Below are 19,172 nucleotides of genomic sequence, written 5' to 3'. Positions count from 1 at the left end.
CGCTACTCCCCGGTGTTCGAGGTGCGGGCGGCGGGCATGAGCCGCCACCATCGGACACCGTACGGCTCAAGCGCCAACACGGCGGGAGAGCCCTGTGAGCAGGGCACCGTCGTGCCGTCCAGAAGGTCGAGAAGGTCGAGCGGCAGCACGTTCTCCTCGGCGACGAGGTGGTCGAGCCGGATGTGTACCCTCACTTCGCGCTGCCCTGAGTTGGCCAGGCACAGCACGGTCTCGTCGCCGTAGCGGCGCAGCAGGGCGAGGACCCCGGGCAGCCCGAGATCCGCCACCTCGCACGTGCCCCTGCTCAGCACCAGATGATCGCGGCGCAGCCGCGCCATCGTGGCGAGCGCGGACTGCTGGAACAGGGAAGAGGGCAGCACCGGGCAGCCGGGCAGACTCAGCAGCACCGAGGCGGCGAACGTCCGTTGGGCCACCGTCAGGCGCTCGGGCACGGTGTGCCCCCATTGCGCACCGGGACAGGCAGACACCAGCAGGCCGAGAGCGGACGTCAGGTCCGCCGCGTAGGAACGGTCCCTGCCCCACCGCACCGCACCCAGGTCTCCCTCGCGGACGCCGCGGACCAGCAGGTCGTCCCACCTGGGTACGACCACATGGCAGCCGATGTCGCCACCACTGCGACCGCCGAAGTCGACCACCGCGTCCGCCGGCGCCGCGGTGGTGCGCATCCGCATGAGAAGGCGGTCGCCGTAGCCGTCCAGGAGATGCCGTACGTCGCTCAGCACACCGTCGCCGAGATCGCCCTCGTGGGCCAGGCAGACTCCGTCGACATCCCGGTCCAGCCACTCCCGTACGTCCTCGAGGAGACCGCCGGAGTGTCCGTGGACCGCGATGTCCTCCAGCTCTGTATCCGCCTCGACCTCGACGACGACTCGCATCCCGTGTCGCTGTGCCGCCAGCAGCATCGCCTGGAAGCCACCGTCGAATCGATCCCCTCCTCGTGTCGGCACGCCCTCGCCGCCAGGGTGCCCGACCGCACGCCGGACCAGCAGGCAGTCCACGCCCTGCGCGCTGATGTCCGCCATGCCGTCCGCCAGCTCCGGGAAGCCGGCACCAGGCGTCTCACGGACCTCTGCCAGAACACGCCCCCGCGCCCAGGCGGGAACCTCGTCCGCCGACAGGGGATCCTGGGTGTCCGGGGTGACGTGGTAACGACGGCCGTCCTCCGTTCGCACTTCGACCGGCCCGCCGGTGCCCGAGACCGCCCAACCTCCTCCGGACAGGGCGTGCACCCGGTCCGCGCAGAAACGCAGTGCGACGGTCCGCGGGGGCGTGGGAGTACCCCGGAGCTGCCAGACGAGCAGCCGGGAGTCGCCTCCCACCGCTGCGACCGCTCGACCGTCGTGGGCGGCGGCAAGGCCGGTCACCTGCCAGGGGGCCGATCCCGCCACCCCCGAGCCGGCGCGGTTCGCACGCATTCGGTACCAGACGGTCCCGTCCCCCGTCGCCCAGACGACGATCCTGCCGTCCGGTGCGCCGGAGACCGCGGTGACGCCCTCCGAGAGCGCCTCGCTCGTCGACTCGTCGTCGCGTTCGTCCCCGTCCTGGATCCACAGCGTCCCGGACAGTCCGATGCTCGCGACGCACGCCGCGTCGTCCGAGCTCCACAGGCGGTCACCCATGCTCTCGCCGTGCGTGACCACACTCGTACTCCGGCCCGCCACGACCGACACACGGTTCTCGCCCGCATACACCCGCGCGAGCTCCGCCGCGTCGCCGGTGAAGAACACCCGGACCAGCTCGCCCCGTGCCGATGTGCCGCTCACCAGCCGCTCCTGACCCGTCCGCAAATCACGGACGACAGCGGTCCCGTCCTCCGCCCAGGCCAGCACCCGCCCGTCCAGCGACAGGGTCAGTGACCGGCGCCTGCGCTCGGGCGACGCGGCCGGTACCTGACCCGTCATCACACCGCCCCTGCCATGCAGAGCGATCCTGCCGTCCGCCAGCAGCACCGCGCAGGACGCGTCGTAGGCGGCGGAGCCCACCGACCGCGCCACCACGACATCGGACGCGACACCGGCGTGGGCCACGCTCATCGTGGTCGCACCGTCACCGTCCAGGAACTGCAGCACGGTCATGGGCAGCCGAACGGCCTGGTTCTCTCTCAACTGGACACGGACGGGATCCGGTTCGGCGGCGAGCACGCTCACCACGTCCAGCCGGATCCTGCGCAGGCCCGGCGCCGTGATCAACCGGGACCCGTCCGTCGGCGGACTGCTGAACTCCACGCCGTCGGAACGGGCAGTCACCCCGACCGACAGGTGCCGCTGCACGAGGGCGCGGGCCTCCGTGATCACCGAGGGGGGACGGACGAACGGATCGTCGGGTGGCTCCAGGCCCAGCCGCTCCGAGGAAGCCACCTGTATGCGCCAGGCGTCGTCGTATCGCCGCACACCGGCCGGCAGGCGCGGCAGATAATGCAGGATCCAGCGCCCGAGGTCGTCGGCCGAGTCACCCCCGGTCGTCAGGGCGCGCAGTACCCGGGCGAGCTCGCTCCGCACGTGCTGGTCCGCGGCGGCCGACGGAAGCAGGTCGGCCCAGAGCATGTCCTCGAACCACCGCGTGACGGGCCTGGCGTCCTGGTGGGACTCCACCGTGAACCTCCGGACGTCCTCCACGTGCGGACGTGGGTGCCTGATGAGCCTGCGGCGCAGGATCTCCGCGGCCTCCGGGTCGAACAGCAGGGTGTGGTCCCCGGCCGCCTCGACCAGCGGGGAGAACCACAGCTCGGCCTCCACGCCCGCGGTGGACCGGGGGAGGAAACGCAGGCGGGTCCGGCGCAGCATCGCCCGCTCCACGCCGGCGGCGAGGGACAGACATTCGGCGAGCGTGACGACGTCGGGCCGCCGCTGCGCGAGCAGTTCGACGTACTGCGCCATGCTCAGGCCTTTCCCCGCGCCACCGCTCATGAGCGCTCCAGCCGGCGCCGCGCCACCCGCGCCGCCTCTTGCGCGTGCCGCAGGGCGACGCGGCGGTCGAAGGGGAGGAAGGCGACCCGCTCGCGCAGCTCCGCCGGATAGTCTCCGGCGTCGTACGGCGTCAGACAGACCACGGGGCAGCCGGCGTGCCTGACCTGGTCGAGGAAGCCTCGCCACTCGCGCGGTGAGGCGACGGAGCGGTCGGCGAAGGCGGGGCGCAGCAGACCGAGATCGGAGACGAGCACCACCGAAGTACCGGGCAGCGGAGGACGGTACGTCTCCTTCGCCAGCGGGTCACTTCGTACGACTCCACGGTCGGGGGTGCCGCGGAAGCGCAAGACGTCGACCCTGTCGCGCCCGACGACGTTCGCCGCCAGTTCGTGCAGCCACACCCGGTCGTCCTGAAACGGGGAGAGGCCGGATCCGTGGTCCAGCAGCAGTTGGGCGCCGCGACGGGTGCTGAGCCGCCGGCGACGCGGAACGCTGCGCACTGTGTCCAGGCGGGCGACGCGGCGCACGAGGGACCGCTCGTCGAGTTCCCGGCTCTCGAGAGGGGCGGCCACCGTCGCGAACATGATGCCTCTGGCCCAGCCCTGTTTCCATGGCGGCTCGTGCGGCTGCCCGGGCCCGGCTGTCCCGCGGCCCAGCAGTTCGGACGCGGAGGCGTCCGGGGCGGAGCGGTCCGAGGTGTGAGCGGCGGCTGGACGGAAGCCGTTCAGTGCGGCGAGCGAGAAGTCGACCGGTCGCTCGGTGAGTCTGACCGCGTGCCGGGCGCTCCGGGTGGGTGCGGCTTCGTCGGTGTTGCCGCTTCGGGGCGGGCGGACCTCGGCGCTGACATGTGCGGACCGGCCGTCGCCCGGGCGACCGGGCCCCGTGCCGTCGGACGACGACGGTGACAGGTCGCGCCGCCGCGGCCCGACGGTCCGTGGTCGTGGCGCCGACGCATCCGGTGATACGGCGGCGGCTCCGCCGTCGAGCCCCAGGACCCTGGCCATGGCGGCCGCGGTGGCCGCATCCCGTGGGCGTAACCCGGCGACGGCACGGACCAGGTCGCCGAGGAACACCTCGCCCCCTCCCGTCACGCGCCGGTCTCCGCCCCGTCGCGCCCCTTGCGTAGCGTGACCTGCTCCAGCGCCTTCCACTCGGGCGTGCCCGGTGTCACCCCCAGCTGCTGGCTGGCCTTGAGGGCGTCCAGGTACTCGGCGGTGCTCGGGCCGCCGGTCGCGTCGTGCAGTGTGCCCCGGACGTCGAGCAGGTGGGTGGCCACCCGCCCGGCCAGGTCGGCGTCGTACCGCTCACCCAGGTGGGAAGCGGCCACCTTCAAGAGGTGCTCGCGGTCGGGCGCGTCGAGTTCCACGACGATGCAGCGCCGTAGGAAGGGCTTGGGCAACTCGCGTTCGTTGTTCGTGGTGACAACGATCAAGGGGGCCCGCTCCGGGGGTACCGAGACGACACCGGTCTCGGCTTCCTGATCCTCGTCAAGGCTCCAGGGGAGGGCGAAGGAGAGGGAACCGAGCGGCCCGAGGAGGCTGTTCGGCAGATCCGGGTCCGCCTTGTCGATCTCGTCGATCAGCACGACGCTGCGCCGGCCTCCGTCCTCCTCGAACGCCCGCCACAGAGGGCCCTTGGTGTAGTAGTGCCAGATCTTGTCGTGCAGTTGACGCGCCTGCGCGTCGTTGAGGCGCCGCAGAGCGTCGAACCGCCACAGCAGATCCTCTGGTTCGGTCCTGGCCGTGACCACGTGGGGGTAGTAGCCCCAGCCGAGGATGCGCGCGACGTTGGGCGCGAGCGAGGACTTGCCGGAGCCAGGAGGGCCGAACAGCAGGAGAGGACGCCCCGTCTTGAGGGCGACGTTGACGGCGAGGACGACCTTCTCGTCGTCAAAGACGTACACCTCGTCGTCCGCCGCGTACCCCGCGCCACCGCCGTCTTCCGCACCGTCCTGATGACGTGCCCCGGGCGTGTCGGCAGAGGGGTCGAACTCCTTGTCGTACTGCAGCACACGCCTCTCCTCCAGCGGCACGGTCAGGCGCTCATTCTGCCCTGCGGAACGGCCCGTCAGTGGCGGAATCCGGCACCGGCCCGGATCCGCACTCCCGGCAGGTGACGCGCCAGCGAATCCGCGCTGAACTCGCCTGTCGGATGCGGGAGATACAGGACGCGCAGGCGCCGGGCGGCGGCGAGCCCCCGCAGGACGGCCAGGCCGGGATCCCGGTCGAGTTCGAGGAACATCACGCTGCTGTGCTCGAGGTCGCTCAGGTCCCGCAGGGCCGGGCAGCCGCGTATCCGGAGCGTGCGCAGTCGGCGCAGATCTCGGAGTCCGCCGAGACGAGTCAGGAGGCCATGGTTCACGACCTCCAGGGTGTGGAGCAGGGGCAGGCCGTGCAGGGCGTCGACCGGCAGGGCGGTGATCGGCGGGGCGGTGGCGTCGCCCCGGCAGATCACCTTGCGTACGACGTCGGCGGAGCCACTGAGATCACGCGCGTCCTCCGTACCGGTGAATTCCAGGGTGTGGTGCGCGACGGCGGGCAGGTCGGCGCTCGGGGGCCCCGTGGTCCGGGAGTCGGTCAGGAGCAGGGAGAAGACGGGACGGTCCGGGACCCAGGCGTCGTCCGGGGCGGGATCAGTGACCGGCAGAGCCGTGAACCGTTGCACGAAGGTCTGCGCGGACCCGGAGCCGACCAGCTCCGCGGTGTGCACGACCAGCCGGGCCTCGGGGCTCAGCCAGCGGAACTGCTGCGGGCCGGGCAGCAGTTGCAGGACGAGGTCGCCCGCTCGTGCCAGCTCCGCCGACCCCTCGCGGGTGCGGGGAGGAATGAGGTCGGTGATTCTGTCGACGATCTCCTGCCGGAGGGCGGGGTCCAGCCGGGTGCTCATCTCGAGCGCGGCACCGGCCACCAGGACGAGCCGGACGCGGTACCGCGGTTCCCTGTCCGCCCGCCGCAGGATGCCAAGGAGGAGTTCTTCGCTGTCGCGTCTGTCGGCAACGCCGACCGCGAGCTGGATCACGTCCTCCCACTGGTCTTCCTGCGCCCGCCCGATGAGGAGACCGATGTCGCGGCTCTCGACGGCTTCCCGGGCCGCGAGATAGTCCTGGAAGGCGCGGTGGGCGAACTCCACCGTTCCCGCCGCCGCTTCGCGCAACAGGCCACTACGGTTGAGGAGATGCCGGAGGGACTGCTCCGCGCCGGCCCGGGACCTCACCTGCGGCATGCCGCGCAAGACCTCCTCGAGCAGGGCTACCGCCTGTTCCCGGCTCATCTCCGCCCTGCCGTTGCGATGCATCCAGTAGGCGAGATGCTGCAGCATCACCGCCTGTTCCTCGCGGCCCAGCAGGACGCCCTCGGGACCCTCGACGCGGCGTTCGCGGTCGCGTCGGTCCAGCAGCATCGTCAGGGCGGCCTCGTAGAGTTGGACGCGCCCACGCGGCAGCTTTCCGCGGGTCTGCAGGTGCAGAGCGCACAGCAGAGCGCACATCAGGGGATTGGTGGCCAGGCGGGTGAGCTCCGGTCGCTGGGCCACCGCGACGAACAGAGCCTCGCCCATGGCGGCCACGTCCCTGGAGTCGTCCCCGAACGGCCGTGGGACGGCGTGCCAGCGCTCGATGAAGGCACGTACGTCGTCCAGGGTCATCGGTGACAGGTGGAACTCCGCGAAGCCCGTGTCCTCCAACCACGCGGCACGGATGGCCATGGGGCGGGACGTCACCATGCACCGTGTGTCGGGGTAGGCGTCGAGCAGCTCGCCGAGCCATCGCCGTGCGGCCTCCCGTCGGTCCGCGTCGACCTCGTCGATGCCGTCCACGAGGAGCAGTCCGCGTCCTGCGGCCAGGACTCGTTGCTCCCAGCCGGCCGGCTGGCCCTCGTTCAGCGACACCTGCGCGGCGGACAGCAATTGCCCGGGAGCGGGCAGGGGCAGGCCCTTTGACATGATCGTGCGCAGGGGCAGAAGGAATGGAACGAGACCGTGCAGACCGCCACTGTCCAGCTCACCCTGGGCGGCCCGGACTGCCAGCACATGCGACAGCGTCGTCTTGCCGGAGCCCGCATCCCCGCGCACCAGCACTCGTGGATGGCGGGCCAGGAGGTTCTCGGCCAGAGTCTCCTGTTGCTCCTCGCCCGGGCCCACAGCTCTGATCCTCAGATAGCGGGCCGACAGCCCAGTCGTGTGCAGGTCGGCGTCGAGGTCGGCCCCGTGGAGGACGAGCGAGTCGTTGCGCCGGGAGACGTGGCGGAGGTACCAGCGCTCGAACTGGTCGTCGTCCTGGGACCGTTCTTCCTGCACAGCAGCCTCCCACTTTCCGGGTCGTCCAGTCTCCCCCAACGGGCCCGCGCTTCAGCCTGGATCCGCCGGACAGGCTCTAGCCCCCCTCTGTGCCGAGTCGGTGCAGCAACGCGGGGAGGGCGGTGCCGATCGGCTCCCGGATCACCTCGTCGGCGCATTCGTCGTACGGCGTCGGCTCGGCGTTGACGATGATCAGCCGCGCCCCGTGGTCGGCGGCGACACCGGCGAGCCCGGCGGCGGGCTGCACCTGCAGACTGCTGCCGACGGCGATGAACACCTGACAGGCCTTGGTGATGGCGAGCGACTCACCGAGCACCACGGGGTCGAGCCGCTCGCCGAACATCACCGTCGCGGACTTGAGGATCCCGCCGCACCCCAGACACGGGGGATCCTCCTCCCCGGCCTCGACCCGCGCCAGCGCGTCCTCCATCGGACCCCGGGCATGGCACTTGGTGCACACCACGCTCCGTGCGGTTCCGTGCAGCTCCAGCACCTTGCGGGCCGGCAGCCCGGCGAGCTGGTGCAGCCCGTCCACGTTCTGCGTGATCACCCGCACCGGCACCCCGGAGCGCTCCAGCCCGGCCACGGCCCGGTGCGCGGCATTCGGCTCGGCCCGGAGCGTCCGGTTCGCGCGCCGCATCTGCCAGGACCGCCGCCGGATCTCCGGATCACCCATGTAGTACTCGTACGTCACGAGCTTCTCGGCCTCGGGATCCCGCCGCCACAGCCCGTTCGGCCCGCGGTAGTCCGGGATGCCGGAGTCGGTCGAGATGCCGGCGCCGCTGAGGATGGCGACGAGGGGCTTGGTCATGTCACCGAGGGTAGGCCGGACGATCTGCCGCGGCGAACAGATATCGGACCGGTCGCCACCCACTGGCCTTCCCCAGTGCACTCGTACGAAGAACTGACGTCGGCGGAACGCCAGTTGTGGGACGCGCTCTCCAACGGCGCACCGGGTGGGCCTACGGGGCCCGCCCACGGCCCGTATCAGCCCACCCGGTGCCCGTTCTCCAGCTCCGCCGTTCCCGAGCCCGCCGCGAGCACTTCCAGCGCGGTCAGGACGCGGTGGCCGAGGGCGCCGGGCAGGTACTCGGCGAGTTCCCCGCGCGGGATCATCCGCCAGGACAGGAGCTCCTCCTCCTGCAGGCGGATCGCCTTGAAGTCGTTCTCGCCAAGGACCCCGCCGTCGTACAGATACGCCACCAGCGGCGGGCGGGCCGTCCCGTGCACCCAGTCCACCGCGAGCAGCCGGCCGAGCTCGCGGTCCAGGCCGATCTCCTCGAACGTCTCGCGGCGCGCGCCCTGCCGCGGTGTCTCGCCCTCGTCGGACTCGATCGTGCCGCCCGGAAGCGCCCAGCCCTCGCGGTAGTTGGGCTCGACGAGCAGCACCCGGCCCTCGGCGTCGCGGAAGAGGGCGGCGGCGCCGGCCAGGACACGCGGGAGACCCGCGATGTACGTGGCGAAGTCTTCAGTGGAGGTCATCAAGGAAGGGTAACCAGCTTGCGCAACCCCACCTCAGCCTCCTTCGCTAGGAATCCGCCGCCTGCGCCAGCCGCAGTGTCCGCTCCGCCAGCTCGCTGATCCGCACGCCGTCGAAGCCGAACACCGCGCTGCGCACCGTGTCCTCCAGCGGGTCCTTCCACTGGGCCGGGATGGCGTCCGCCCCAGTCAGCACGCCGGCCACCGAGCCCGCGGTCGCGCCGTTGGAGTCGGTGTCCAGGCCGCCGCGAACGGTGAGCGTGATGGTGCGGGTGAAGTCGCCGTCGCCGTACAGGAGCCCGGCGGTGAGCACGGCGGCGTTCGGGACGGTGTGGATCCAGCCGAGCCCGGCGGTCTCCTCGGCCACCGTGGTGAGCGTGTCCTCCCAGGTCATCCGGGTGTCGTGGAGCGACACGACCCGCCGTACGGTACGGGCGAGGCGGCTGCTGCCCGGGATGACGGCCAGCGCCTCGTCGACGGCGTGCCGCACGCTGTGCGCCGTGAACGCCGCCGAGACCAGCGCCGCCGCCCACATCGCGCCGTACACCCCGTTGCCGGAGTGGGACAGCACGGCGTCCCGGCGGGCGAGGGAGGCGGCGCGGCGCGGGGCGCCGGGGCGGGTCCAGCCGTAGATGTCGGCGCGGATGAGGGCCCCGATCCACTCCTGGTACGGATTGTCGTACGTGGCCGTCAGCGGCGGCTTCAGCCCGTTGGCGAGGTTGCGATAGGCGGCCCGCTCCGCCGTGAACGTCTGCAGATAGGGCAGCCGAAGCAGCCACAGGTCGCCGACCTGCTCGGTGCTGAAGGCGAAGCCGTGGGTCTCCAGGAGGTCGAGGCCGAGGATGGCGTAGTCGACGTCGTCGTCGCGGCAGCTGCCGTGGATGCGGCCGCGCACGCACTGGCGCCACTCGGGGCGCAGTTCGAAGCCGTCGCTCTCGCCGACGGGCTCGGGCAGGTAGTCGGTGAGCGGCAGCGCGGCGGCCTGCCGCAGATAGCGGTCGATCCGGTCCCGCGTCCACAGGTCGCCCTGCTCGACCGGTTTGCCGAGCATGTTGCCCGCGATCCGGCCCAGCCAGCCCCCGAGGACGCGGTCGGCGAGTTCTTGCTCGGTGCCCACAGGGGTCATAGCTCCGGTCTACCCAATTCCGGGGCCGGCCGCGCGGCGTTCGGCCGTCCGCCCCGGCATCCTTCAGGCTTGTCCCAGGGGCCGGCCGGGGCATGACGGGGCAGGCGTCCCCCGGTTAAGGTCGCAGCGGCGCGACTGGCCCCTTGACATGCGTGGGGCCCGGAGAGCAAGGGGAAAACAAGGTGGCGAACGCTGCAGTGAACAAGGCCCGGGTCGGAGCGCGGGTGCTCATCGCCGCGGACAAGTTCAAGGGCTCGCTGACGGCCGTGGAGGTCGCCGAGCGGGTGACGGCCGGGCTGCGCCGGGCCGTACCGGGCCTCGACGTGGACTCGCTGCCGGTGGCCGACGGCGGCGACGGAACGGTGGACGCGGCGGTCGCGGCCGGATTCGAGCGGCGCGAGGTACGGGTCGCCGGCCCGCTCGGGCAGGAGGTGACGGCCGCCTTCGCGCTGCGCGGCGACACCGCGGTCGTGGAGATGGCGGAGGCGAGCGGGCTGCAGCGGCTGCCCGCGGGCGTCTTCGCACCGCTCACGGCGTCCACGTACGGCTCGGGAGAGCTGCTGGTGGCCGCGCTGGACGCGGGGGCGCGGACGATCGTGTTCGGGGTCGGCGGCAGCGCCACCACCGACGGGGGCGCCGGGATGCTCTCCGCGCTCGGCGCGCGGTTCCTGGACGCGGAGGGAGAGCCCCTCGCCCCGGGCGGCGGGGGCCTGGCGGACCTGGCCTCGGCCGACCTGACCGAGCTGGACGCCCGGCTCGCCTCCGTCGAGTTCGTCCTCGCGAGCGACGTCGACAACCCGCTGACCGGCCCGAAGGGCGCACCGGCGGTGTACGGCCCGCAGAAGGGCGCCTCGCCGGACGACGTGCAGGCGCTGGACGCGGCGCTCGCGCACTACGCGAAGGTGCTGGAGCGGGCGATCGGCGCGAAGGCAGCCGAGTACGCCGCCTCGCCCGGCGCGGGCGCCGCGGGCGGCATCGGATACGGGGCTCTGCTCCTCGGCGCCCGCTTCCGTCCTGGCATCGAGGTCATGCTCGACGTCCTGGGCTTCGGGCCGGCTCTGGAGAAGGCCACCCTGGTGATCACCGGTGAGGGCTCCCTGGACGAGCAGACCCTGCACGGCAAGGCCCCGGCGGGCGTGGCGGCCGCGGCCCGGGCGCAGGGCAAGGAGGTCATCGCGGTCTGCGGACGGCTCGCCCTGCCGCCGGAGGCACTGGGCCGGGCCGGTATCCGCCGGGCCTACCCGCTCACCGACGCCGAGCCGGACGTGGCCAAGTGCATCGCCGAGGCCGGGCCGATCCTGGAGCGGGTGGCGGAGGGGATCGCGCGGGACTTCCTGACCTGAGCGGTGCCGGGAACATGTGAAGGGCCCCGAGCCGGTCGGCTCGGGGCCCTTCACCCTGTCTGTCGTACGACCGCTACGGCAGCTGTGCCGCCCGCGCCTCGCGCCGGTTGTCCCGGAAGTTGTTCACCCGGCGGGCCGTGGCGAACAGCGGGATCACCGCGCCCATGACCAGCTGCAGCGCACAGCCCGTCTGGAGGAGCAGCTGGCCGCTGGGTGCGTCGAACGCCCAGGCCGCCAGGAGGCCCATCGAGAGGACGATCCAGGCGAGCATGGCCACCGCGAGACGGCCCCGCGGCTTCGGGTACTCGACCCGGCTCACCATCAGCCAGGCGGTACCGAGGATCGCGAGAAGCGTCGCCACGAAGGGCAGCTCGAGCAGCACGATCGAGACCACCGTCAGCGCGCCGAACGGCGAGGGCATGCCCTGGAAGGTGCCGTCCTTCACCGTCACGCAGGAGAATCTCGCCAGCCGCAGCACCACCGCCAGGAGCACCACGATCGCCCCGACCGCCGCCACCCGCTGGTGGGCGTCGTCGGCGACCATGCCGTACACCAGGACGAAGTACGCCGGGGCCAGGCCGAAGCTGATCAGGTCCGACAGGTTGTCCAGCTCGGCGCCCATGGGGGAGGAGCGCAGCTTCCGTGCCACCAGGCCGTCGAAGAGGTCGAAGACCGCCGCGCACAGCATCAGGATGACCGCCGTGGCCGCGCTGTGGCGGGCCATGCCGGTTTCCTGGCTGCCGGTGAGGTGCGGGATCAGGATGCCGGTGGTGGTGAAGTACACCGCCATGAAGCCGCACGTGGCGTTGCCGAGGGTGAGTGTGTCCGCTATTGAGAGGCGCAGAGAGAGGGGCATCTCCTCCTCTTCGTCCACCTCGTCCGCCTCGGGCACCCAGCCCGTTTGGGTCTCCGGATCAATCACGGTCAATGCGAGTCACCCCAGCCACGGTCTTCTGACCGACCTCGACCGCCACCTCCACGCCCTCGGGCAGGTAGATGTCGACACGCGAGCCGAAGCGGATCAGGCCGATCCGGTCACCCTGTTCGACCTTGGTGCCCTGGGGCACGTACGGGACGATACGGCGAGCGACCGCGCCGGCGATCTGGATCATCTCGATGTCACCGAGTTCGGTGTCGAAATGCCAGACTACGCGCTCGTTGTTCTCGCTCTCCTTGTTGAACGCCGGAACGAACCCGCCCGGGATGTGCTCGACCGACGCCACCGTGCCGGAGAGCGGCGCGCGGTTGACGTGGACGTTGAGCGGGCTCATGAAGATCGCGACGCGGGTGCGACCGTCCTTCCACGGCATGATGCTCTGCACCACACCGTCGGCGGGCGAGATGACCCGGCCCTGGGTGATCTCGCGCTCGGGGTCGCGGAAGAACCACAGCATGCCCGCCGCGAGCGCGGTGGCGGGCACGGCGACGGCCTTGGCGGCGCCGGACTTGCGCGCGCGTACCAGGCTGAGGGCTGCGGTGGCGACGGTCGGGAGGAGCCACGGCGATGCTCCGCGCGCCAGGCGTACGCCTGCCAGGCTGTCGCGAGGTGCAGAGGTTTGGCTGTGGGGCATGGATGACCTTCGTAGCGGATGATGCCGCGCTGCGGGAGGGGGACGGCGGCTTTCCCGGGATCGTACCGGTCGCGGGCCACAACTGGGCAAGCCAGGAAGCCGAGTCGGCGGCTGAAGCGTGTTGACGGGGTGTGATCTTCTTCTCGAAGAAAACACCCCGAACCCGACATCTAGCCTTGGAACCGATACTCTTCGAGCAGCCTGCGACCGATGATCATTTTCTGGATCTCGGCGGTACCTTCACCGATCAGCAGCATCGGAGCCTCTCGGTAGAGGCGCTCGATCTCGTACTCCTTGGAGAAGCCGTAGCCGCCGTGGATCCGGAAAGCGTCTTCCACGACCTCCTTGCAGTACTCGGACGCGAGGTACTTCGCCATCCCAGCCTCAAGGTCGTTTCGTTCACCGGAGTCCTTTTTGCGTGCCGCGTTCACCATCATCGCATGGGCGGCCTCGACCTTGGTAGCCATCTCCGCGAGTTTGAACTGGATGGCCTGATGCTGGGCGATCGGCTTGCCGAAAGTGTGCCGCTGCTGGGCGTAGGAGACGCCGAGTTCGAAGGCACGCTGGGCGACTCCGCAGCCACGCGCCGCCACGTTGACGCGGCCGACTTCCACGCCGTCCATCATCTGGTAAAAACCTCGGCCGGTGGCACCGCCGAGCACGCGATCGGCCGGAAGTCGCAGGCCATCCATGATGAGCTCGGTCGTGTCGACGCCCTTGTAGCCCATCTTGTCGATCTTCCCGGGGATGGTGAGGCCGGGGCGGACCTCTCCGAAGCCGGGCTCCTTCTCGATCAGGAAGGTGGTCATCGACTTGTGGGGCGCGGTGCCCTCAGGGTGTCCTTCGTCACTTCGGACGAGTACGGCCACCAGACTTGACGTCCCCCCGTTCGTCAGCCACATCTTCTGGCCGGTCAGGACGTACTCGTCTCCGTCCTTGACCGCCTTCGACGTGATCGCGGAGACGTCCGAACCGAGGGCCGGCTCCGACATCGAGAAGGCGCCCCGGATGTCACCGGCCGCCATCCTCGGCAGGAAGTGGTCCTTCTGCTCCTGGGTGCCGTGCTGCTTGAGCATGTACGCCACGATGAAGTGGGTGTTGATGATGCCGGACACCGACATCCACCCGCGGGCGATCTCCTCCACGCACAGCGCGTACGTCAGGAGCGACTCGCCCAGACCGCCGTACTCCTCGGGGATCATCAGGCCGAACAGGCCCAACTCCTTGAGGCCGTCCACGATCTGCTGCGGGTACTCGTCGCGGTGCTCCAGCTCGGTCGCGACCGGGAGGATCTCCTTGTCCACGAAGTCGCGGACGGTGGAGAGGATCTCCTGCTGGATGTCGGTCAGACCGGCGGTCTGGGCGAGTCGCGCCATGACTACTTCTCCTGCTCCCTCAGCTGGGGCCGGCCGGGCTGCTCGCCGCCGCGCTCCTTGATGTACGTCTCGGTCGGCACCATCACCTTGCGGCGGAACACGCACACCAGCGTGCCGTCCTGCTTGTAGCCCTTGGTCTCGACGTGGACGATGCCGCGGTCGTTCTTCGACTTCGACGGCCACTTGTCGAGCACGGTCGTCTCGCCGTAGATCGTGTCGCCGTGGAAGGTCGGCGCCACGTGCTTGAGCGACTCGATCTCCAGGTTGGCGATCGCCTTGCCGGAGACGTCCGGCACCGACATGCCGAGCAGCAGCGAGTAGATGTAGTTCCCGACGACGACGTTCTTGCCGAAGTCGGTCGTCTTCTCCGCGTAGTTGCTGTCCATGTGGAGCGGGTGGTGGTTCATGGTGAGGAGACAGAAGAGGTGGTCGTCGTACTCCGTGACCGTCTTCCCGGGCCAGTGCTTGTAGACGGCCCCGACCTCGAACTCCTCGTACGTACGTCCGAACTGCATGGCCGTCACGCCTCCGGGATCTCGAACTTGCTGGTGCGCTGCATGCCGGCGGCGCGGCCCTTGCCGGAGACGACCAGGGCCATCTTGCGGCTGGCCTCGTCGATCATCTCGTCGCCGAGCATCGCGGAGCCCTTCTTGCCGCCCGCCTCGGACGTGTAGTACTCGTACGCGTCCAGGATCAGCTCGGCGTGGTCGTAGTCCTCCTGGGAGGGCGAGAAGATCTCGTTGGACGCCTCGACCTGGCCCGGGTGCAGCACCCACTTGCCGTCGAATCCGAGCGCCGCGGCGCGCTGGGCGACCTCGCGGTAGCCCTCGACGTTGCGGATCTGCAGGTAGGGGCCGTCGATCGCCTGGAGGTTGTTGGCGCGGGCCGCCATCAGGATCTTCATCAGGATGTAGTGGTAGGCGTCCGCCGGGTAGCCGGGCGGCTGCTCGCCCACGACCAGCGACTTCATGTTGATCGACGCCATGAAGTCGGCCGGGCCGAAGATGATCGTCTCGACGCGCGGGGAGGCCTGCGCGATCTCGTTGACGTTGTTGAGGCCCTGGGCGTTCTCGATCTGCGCCTCGATGCCGATCTTCCCGACCTCGAAGCCCATCGTCTTCTCGATCTGCGTCAGCAGGAGGTCGAGGGCGACGACCTGCTGGGCGGTCTGCACCTTCGGCAGCATGATGCAGTCGAGGTTCGGGCCGGCACCCTCGACGACCGTGACGACGTCTCGGTACGTCCACTCGGTCGTCCAGTCGTTGACCCGCACGACCCTCGTCTTGCCCGTCCAGTCACCCTCGTTGAGGAACTTGACGATGGTGTGCCGCGCCTCGGGCTTGGCGAGCGGCGCGCACGCGTCCTCCAGGTCCAGGAAGACCTGGTCCGCGGGGAGGCCCTGGGCCTTCTCCAGGAAGCGGGGGTTGCTTCCCGGCACGGCGAGACAGGAGCGCCGCGGGCGAAGACGGTTGACGGTCATGCGGGGACCTCCAGGGGGTCGAGCTTGTTCGCTTTGCGGATCTCGTCGACGATGCGGCCGATGATTCCGGTGATGTCGAAGTCCTTCGGGGTGAAGACCGCGGCCACTCCGGCGGCCCTGAGCTGCTCTGCGTCGCCATTGGGGATGATGCCACCGGCGATCACCGGTATATCTGTGGCACCGGCCACACGGAGCCGATCCAGCACGTCAGGCACCAGTTGGGCGTGCGATCCGGAGAGGATCGACAGGCCCACCGCGTGCACGTCCTCCGCGATCGCCGCGTCCACGATCTGTTCGGGCGTCAGCCGGATGCCCTGGTAGACCACCTCGAACCCGGCATCCCGGGCCCGCACGGCGATCTGCTCGGCGCCGTTGGAGTGCCCGTCCAGGCCGGGCTTGCCGACCAGGAAGCGGAGCTTGCCGACGCCGAGGTCGGCCGCCGTCAGGTTCACCTTGCGGCGCACGTCGGCCATCGCACTGCCCTCCTCGGCGGCCACGGCGACCGGCGCGGACGACACGCCCGTCGGCGCCCGGAACTCGCCGAACACCTCCCGCAGCGCGCCCGCCCACTCGCCGGTCGTGACGCCGGCGCGGGCGCACTCCAGGGTGGCCTCCATGAGGTTGGCGGTGCCCTTGGCGGCCTCCTTCAGCTTCTCCAGCGCCTTGCAGGGGCGCGGATGGTTGAAGGGCGGCTGGTAGCGCGTGTCGCGCCAGTGCTGGAGGGACGCGACGACCCGGGCCTCGACGGCGGGGTCGACCGTCTGGATGGCCGTGTCGAGGTCGGCCGTCAGGGGATTCGGCTCGGTCGTCTCGAAGACGTTGACGCCCACGATCTTCTCTTGACCGGACTCGATACGAGCCCGCCGCTCGGCGTGCGAGGCGACGAGCTGCGACTTGAGGTAGCCCGACTCGACGGCGGCCATCGCGCCGCCCATCTCCTCGATCCGCTCCATCTCGGCGAGGGACTCCTCGACCAGCTCGCCGACCTTGGCCTCGATCACCTTCGAGCCCTCGAAGATGTCGGCGTACTCCAGCAGGTCGCTCTCGTACGCGAGCACCTGCTGCATGCGCAGCGACCACTGCTGGTCCCAGGGGCGGGGCAGGCCGAGCGCCTCGTTCCAGGCGGGCAGTTGTACGGCACGCGCGCGTGCGTCCTTGGAGAGGGTCACGGCCAGCATCTCGAGGACGATCCGCTGGATGTTGTTCTCCGGCTGCGCCTCGGTCAGGCCGAGGGAGTTGACCTGGACGCCGTAACGGAAGCGCCGGTGCTTGGGGTCCTGGATGCCGTAGCGCTCGCGGGTGACCTGGTCCCAGATGCGGCCGAAGGCGCGCATCTTGCACATCTCCTCGACGAAGCGGACGCCCGCGTTCACGAAGAAGGAGATACGGCCGACGACATCGCCCATGCGTTCCTGCGGCACCTGCCCGGAGTCCCGGACGGCGTCCAGCACCGCGATGGCCGTCGACATCGCGTACGCGATCTCCTGGACCGGCGTGGCGCCCGCCTCCTGCAGGTGGTAGCTGCAGATGTTGATCGGGTTCCACTTCGGGAGGTGGGAGACCGTGTACGCGATCATGTCGGTCGTCAGGCGGAGCGAGGGCACCGGCGGGAACACGTGCGTGCCCCGCGACAGGTACTCCTTGACGATGTCGTTCTGGGTCGTGCCCTGGAGCTTGGTGACGTCCGCACCCTGCTCCTCCGCGACGACCTGGTAGAGCGCCAGCAGCCACATGGCGGTGGCGTTGATGGTCATCGAGGTGTTCATCTGCTCCAGGGGGATGTCCTGGAACAGCCGGCGCATGTCACCGAGGTGCGCGATCGGCACGCCGACCCGGCCCACCTCGCCGCGGGCGAGGATGTGGTCGGAGTCGTAGCCGGTCTGCGTCGGCAGGTCGAACGCCACCGACAGACCCGTCTGGCCCTTGGCGAGGTTGCGCCGGTACAGCTCGTTGGACGCCTCGGCCGTGGAGTGACCGGCGTAGGTCCGCATCAACCACGGCCGGTCCTTCTGACGCTCAGTCATCCTGTGACCTCAGATGTTCCGGAAGCGGTTGATGGCGTCGACGTGCTTCGCGCGCTTCTCCGCGTCGCGCACGCCGAGACCCTCCTCGGGCGCCAGGCACAGCACGCCGACCTTGCCCTGGTGGAGGTTGCGGTGCACGTCGTAGGCGGCCTGTCCGGTCTCCTCCATGGAGTACACCTTGGACAGGGTCGGGTGGATCTTGCCCTTCGCGATGAGCCGGTTGGCCTCCCAGGCCTCGCGGTAGTTGGCGAAGTGCGAGCCGATGATCCGCTTCAGGGACATCCACAGGTAGCGGTTGTCGTACTCGTGGTTGTACCCGGAGGTCGAGGCGCAGGTGACGATCGTGCCGCCCTTGCGGGTGACGTACACGCTCGCGCCGAAGGTCTCGCGGCCCGGGTGCTCGAAGACGATGTCGACGTCCTCGCCGCCGGTGAGTTCACGGATGCGCTTGCCGAAGCGCTTCCACTCGCGCGGGTCCTGGTTGTGCTCGTCCTTCCAGAACTTGTAGTCCTCGGCGGTGCGGTCGATGATCGCCTCGGCACCCATGGCACGGCAGATGTCCGCCTTCTGCTCGCTGCTGACGACACAGATGGGGTTGGCGCCGCCGGCCAGCGCGAACTGCGTGGCGTACGAGCCGAGTCCGCCGCTCGCGCCCCAGATGAGCACGTTGTCGCCCTGCTTCATGCCGGCGCCGTTGCGGGAGACCAGCTGGCGGTAGGCGGTGGAGTTGACCAGACCGGGAGCGGCGGCCTCCTCCCAGCTGAGGTGGTCCGGCTTGGGCATCAGCTGGTTGGACTTGACCAGGGCGATCTCGGCGAGGCCGCCGAAGTTGGTCTCGAAGCCCCAGATGCGCTGCTCGGGGTCGAGCATCGTGTCGTTGTGGCCGTCCGAGGACTCCAGCTCGACGGACAGACAGTGCGCGACGACCTCGTCGCCGGGCTTCCAGGCGTTGACGCCGGGGCCGGTGCGCAGGACGACGCCCGCGAGGTCGGAGCCGATGATGTGGTACGGCAGGTCGTGGCGCTTGGTGAGCTCGCTGACCTTGCCGTAGCGCTCCAGGAAGCCGAAGGTCGACAGCGGCTCGAAGATCGAGGTCCACACCGAGTTGTAGTTGACCGAGGAGGCCATGACGGCCACCAGGGCCTCGCCCGGGCCGAGCTCGGGCAGCGGCACCTCGTCCAGGTGCAGGGACTTGCGCGGGTCCTTCTCGCGGGTCTGCATGCCCGCGAACATCTCCGTCTCGTCCTTGTGCACGGTGATCGCGCGGTACGACTCGGGGAGCGGCATGGCGGCGAAGTCGGCCGGCGTCGAGTCCGGCGACTGGATCGCGTCCAGGATGTCCTTCACGGTCACGGTTTGCCTCCGGCGAATGGCGTCTTGAGCAAAGACGCTGAGGGTTACGTCGGTGCTGCTGAGGGTTGGGGAAGTGCCGTCGGTTCGGCGGTGGTGCTGTTCGGCAGCGCTTTGTGGCGCGGGAGGTTGCCTGTGACGCAGGCGTCCGGGCGGGCAGACCGTTGGTTTGCTGGGACAGCCGGCGTACGAAAGGTCTCTGC

Annotated in this window: 15 protein-coding genes; 1 reads left to right on the top strand and 14 read right to left on the bottom strand. The window is 70.2% G+C overall.

From position 1 onward, the window contains the following. Positions 1-2: 2 nt before the first annotated feature. The 7 genes from OG252_RS11645 to OG252_RS11615 all read right to left on the bottom strand — a co-directional run bounded on the left by OG252_RS11645 (position 3) and on the right by OG252_RS11615 (position 9,825). Positions 3-2,897 (bottom strand): alpha-glucosidase C-terminal domain-containing protein, encoded by a 2,895-nt coding sequence (locus tag OG252_RS11645; RefSeq protein WP_329335731.1) that lies wholly within the window; start codon positions 2,895-2,897, stop codon positions 3-5. A gap of 26 nt (positions 2,898-2,923) precedes the next feature. Beyond that, the gene (locus OG252_RS11640; protein ID WP_329335729.1) at positions 2,924-4,018 is read right to left on the bottom strand and encodes a hypothetical protein; all 1,095 of its coding nucleotides are present in this window, start codon (positions 4,016-4,018) and stop codon (positions 2,924-2,926) included. Continuing rightward, on the bottom strand, positions 4,015-4,938 hold the full coding sequence (locus OG252_RS11635) for an AAA family ATPase (protein WP_329335728.1): 924 nt from the start codon (positions 4,936-4,938) through the stop codon (positions 4,015-4,017). Before OG252_RS11635 ends, OG252_RS11640 begins: the two co-directional genes overlap by 4 nt. 56 nt (positions 4,939-4,994) lie before the next feature. Further along, positions 4,995-7,220, bottom strand: a complete 2,226-nt coding sequence (locus tag OG252_RS11630) for an NACHT domain-containing protein (protein WP_329335727.1) — start codon at positions 7,218-7,220, stop codon at positions 4,995-4,997. Between the two features lie 76 nt (positions 7,221-7,296). Further along, positions 7,297-8,031, bottom strand: a complete 735-nt coding sequence (locus OG252_RS11625; protein WP_329335726.1) for an SIR2 family NAD-dependent protein deacylase — start codon at positions 8,029-8,031, stop codon at positions 7,297-7,299. A gap of 176 nt (positions 8,032-8,207) precedes the next feature. Further along, complete coding sequence (locus tag OG252_RS11620) at positions 8,208-8,702, bottom strand: NUDIX domain-containing protein (RefSeq protein WP_266449953.1); 495 nt, start codon at positions 8,700-8,702, stop codon at positions 8,208-8,210. Between the two features lie 46 nt (positions 8,703-8,748). After that, the gene (locus OG252_RS11615; protein ID WP_266449954.1) at positions 8,749-9,825 is read right to left on the bottom strand and encodes an ADP-ribosylglycohydrolase family protein; all 1,077 of its coding nucleotides are present in this window, start codon (positions 9,823-9,825) and stop codon (positions 8,749-8,751) included. 224 nt (positions 9,826-10,049) lie between these two features. Between OG252_RS11615 and OG252_RS11610 the strand changes: the two genes are divergently transcribed. Further along, entirely contained in the window at positions 10,050-11,168 is a 1,119-nt protein-coding gene (locus OG252_RS11610; RefSeq protein WP_266453017.1) for a glycerate kinase, read from the top strand. A gap of 73 nt (positions 11,169-11,241) precedes the next feature. Here the strand turns inward: OG252_RS11610 and pssA are convergent, their stop codons facing one another. The 7 genes from pssA to ccrA all read right to left on the bottom strand — a co-directional run bounded on the left by pssA (position 11,242) and on the right by ccrA (position 18,966). Beyond that, positions 11,242-12,060 (bottom strand): CDP-diacylglycerol--serine O-phosphatidyltransferase, encoded by an 819-nt coding sequence (gene pssA / locus OG252_RS11605; RefSeq protein ID WP_266453019.1) that lies wholly within the window; start codon positions 12,058-12,060, stop codon positions 11,242-11,244. 22 nt (positions 12,061-12,082) lie between these two features. Then, the gene (locus OG252_RS11600; protein WP_266449955.1) at positions 12,083-12,739 is read right to left on the bottom strand and encodes a phosphatidylserine decarboxylase; all 657 of its coding nucleotides are present in this window, start codon (positions 12,737-12,739) and stop codon (positions 12,083-12,085) included. A 170-nt stretch (positions 12,740-12,909) separates the two neighbouring features. Further along, positions 12,910-14,115: an acyl-CoA dehydrogenase family protein gene (locus tag OG252_RS11595; protein ID WP_266449956.1), complete on the bottom strand. Its 1,206-nt coding sequence runs from the start codon at positions 14,113-14,115 to the stop codon at positions 12,910-12,912. 2 nt (positions 14,116-14,117) lie between these two features. Next, a complete protein-coding gene (locus OG252_RS11590; RefSeq protein ID WP_067442528.1) occupies positions 14,118-14,630 on the bottom strand; it encodes a MaoC family dehydratase in 513 nt (170 codons plus the stop codon). 5 nt (positions 14,631-14,635) lie between these two features. Continuing rightward, positions 14,636-15,595 (bottom strand): HpcH/HpaI aldolase/citrate lyase family protein, encoded by a 960-nt coding sequence (locus tag OG252_RS11585; protein WP_266449957.1) that lies wholly within the window; start codon positions 15,593-15,595, stop codon positions 14,636-14,638. Beyond that, positions 15,592-17,619 (bottom strand): protein meaA, encoded by a 2,028-nt coding sequence (locus tag OG252_RS11580; RefSeq protein ID WP_266449959.1) that lies wholly within the window; start codon positions 17,617-17,619, stop codon positions 15,592-15,594. Before OG252_RS11580 ends, OG252_RS11585 begins: the two co-directional genes overlap by 4 nt. 9 nt (positions 17,620-17,628) lie before the next feature. Further along, positions 17,629-18,966, bottom strand: a complete 1,338-nt coding sequence (ccrA, locus tag OG252_RS11575) for a crotonyl-CoA carboxylase/reductase (protein ID WP_266453021.1) — start codon at positions 18,964-18,966, stop codon at positions 17,629-17,631. Between the last annotated feature and the right edge of the window lie 206 nt (positions 18,967-19,172).

It is taken from the genome of Streptomyces sp. NBC_01352 (assembly GCF_036237295.1).
GTDB lineage: Bacteria > Actinomycetota > Actinomycetes > Streptomycetales > Streptomycetaceae > Streptomyces > Streptomyces plumbiresistens.
The sequence above is the reverse complement of the archived record's forward strand: the minus strand, read 5'-3'. Positions and strand labels throughout refer to the sequence as shown.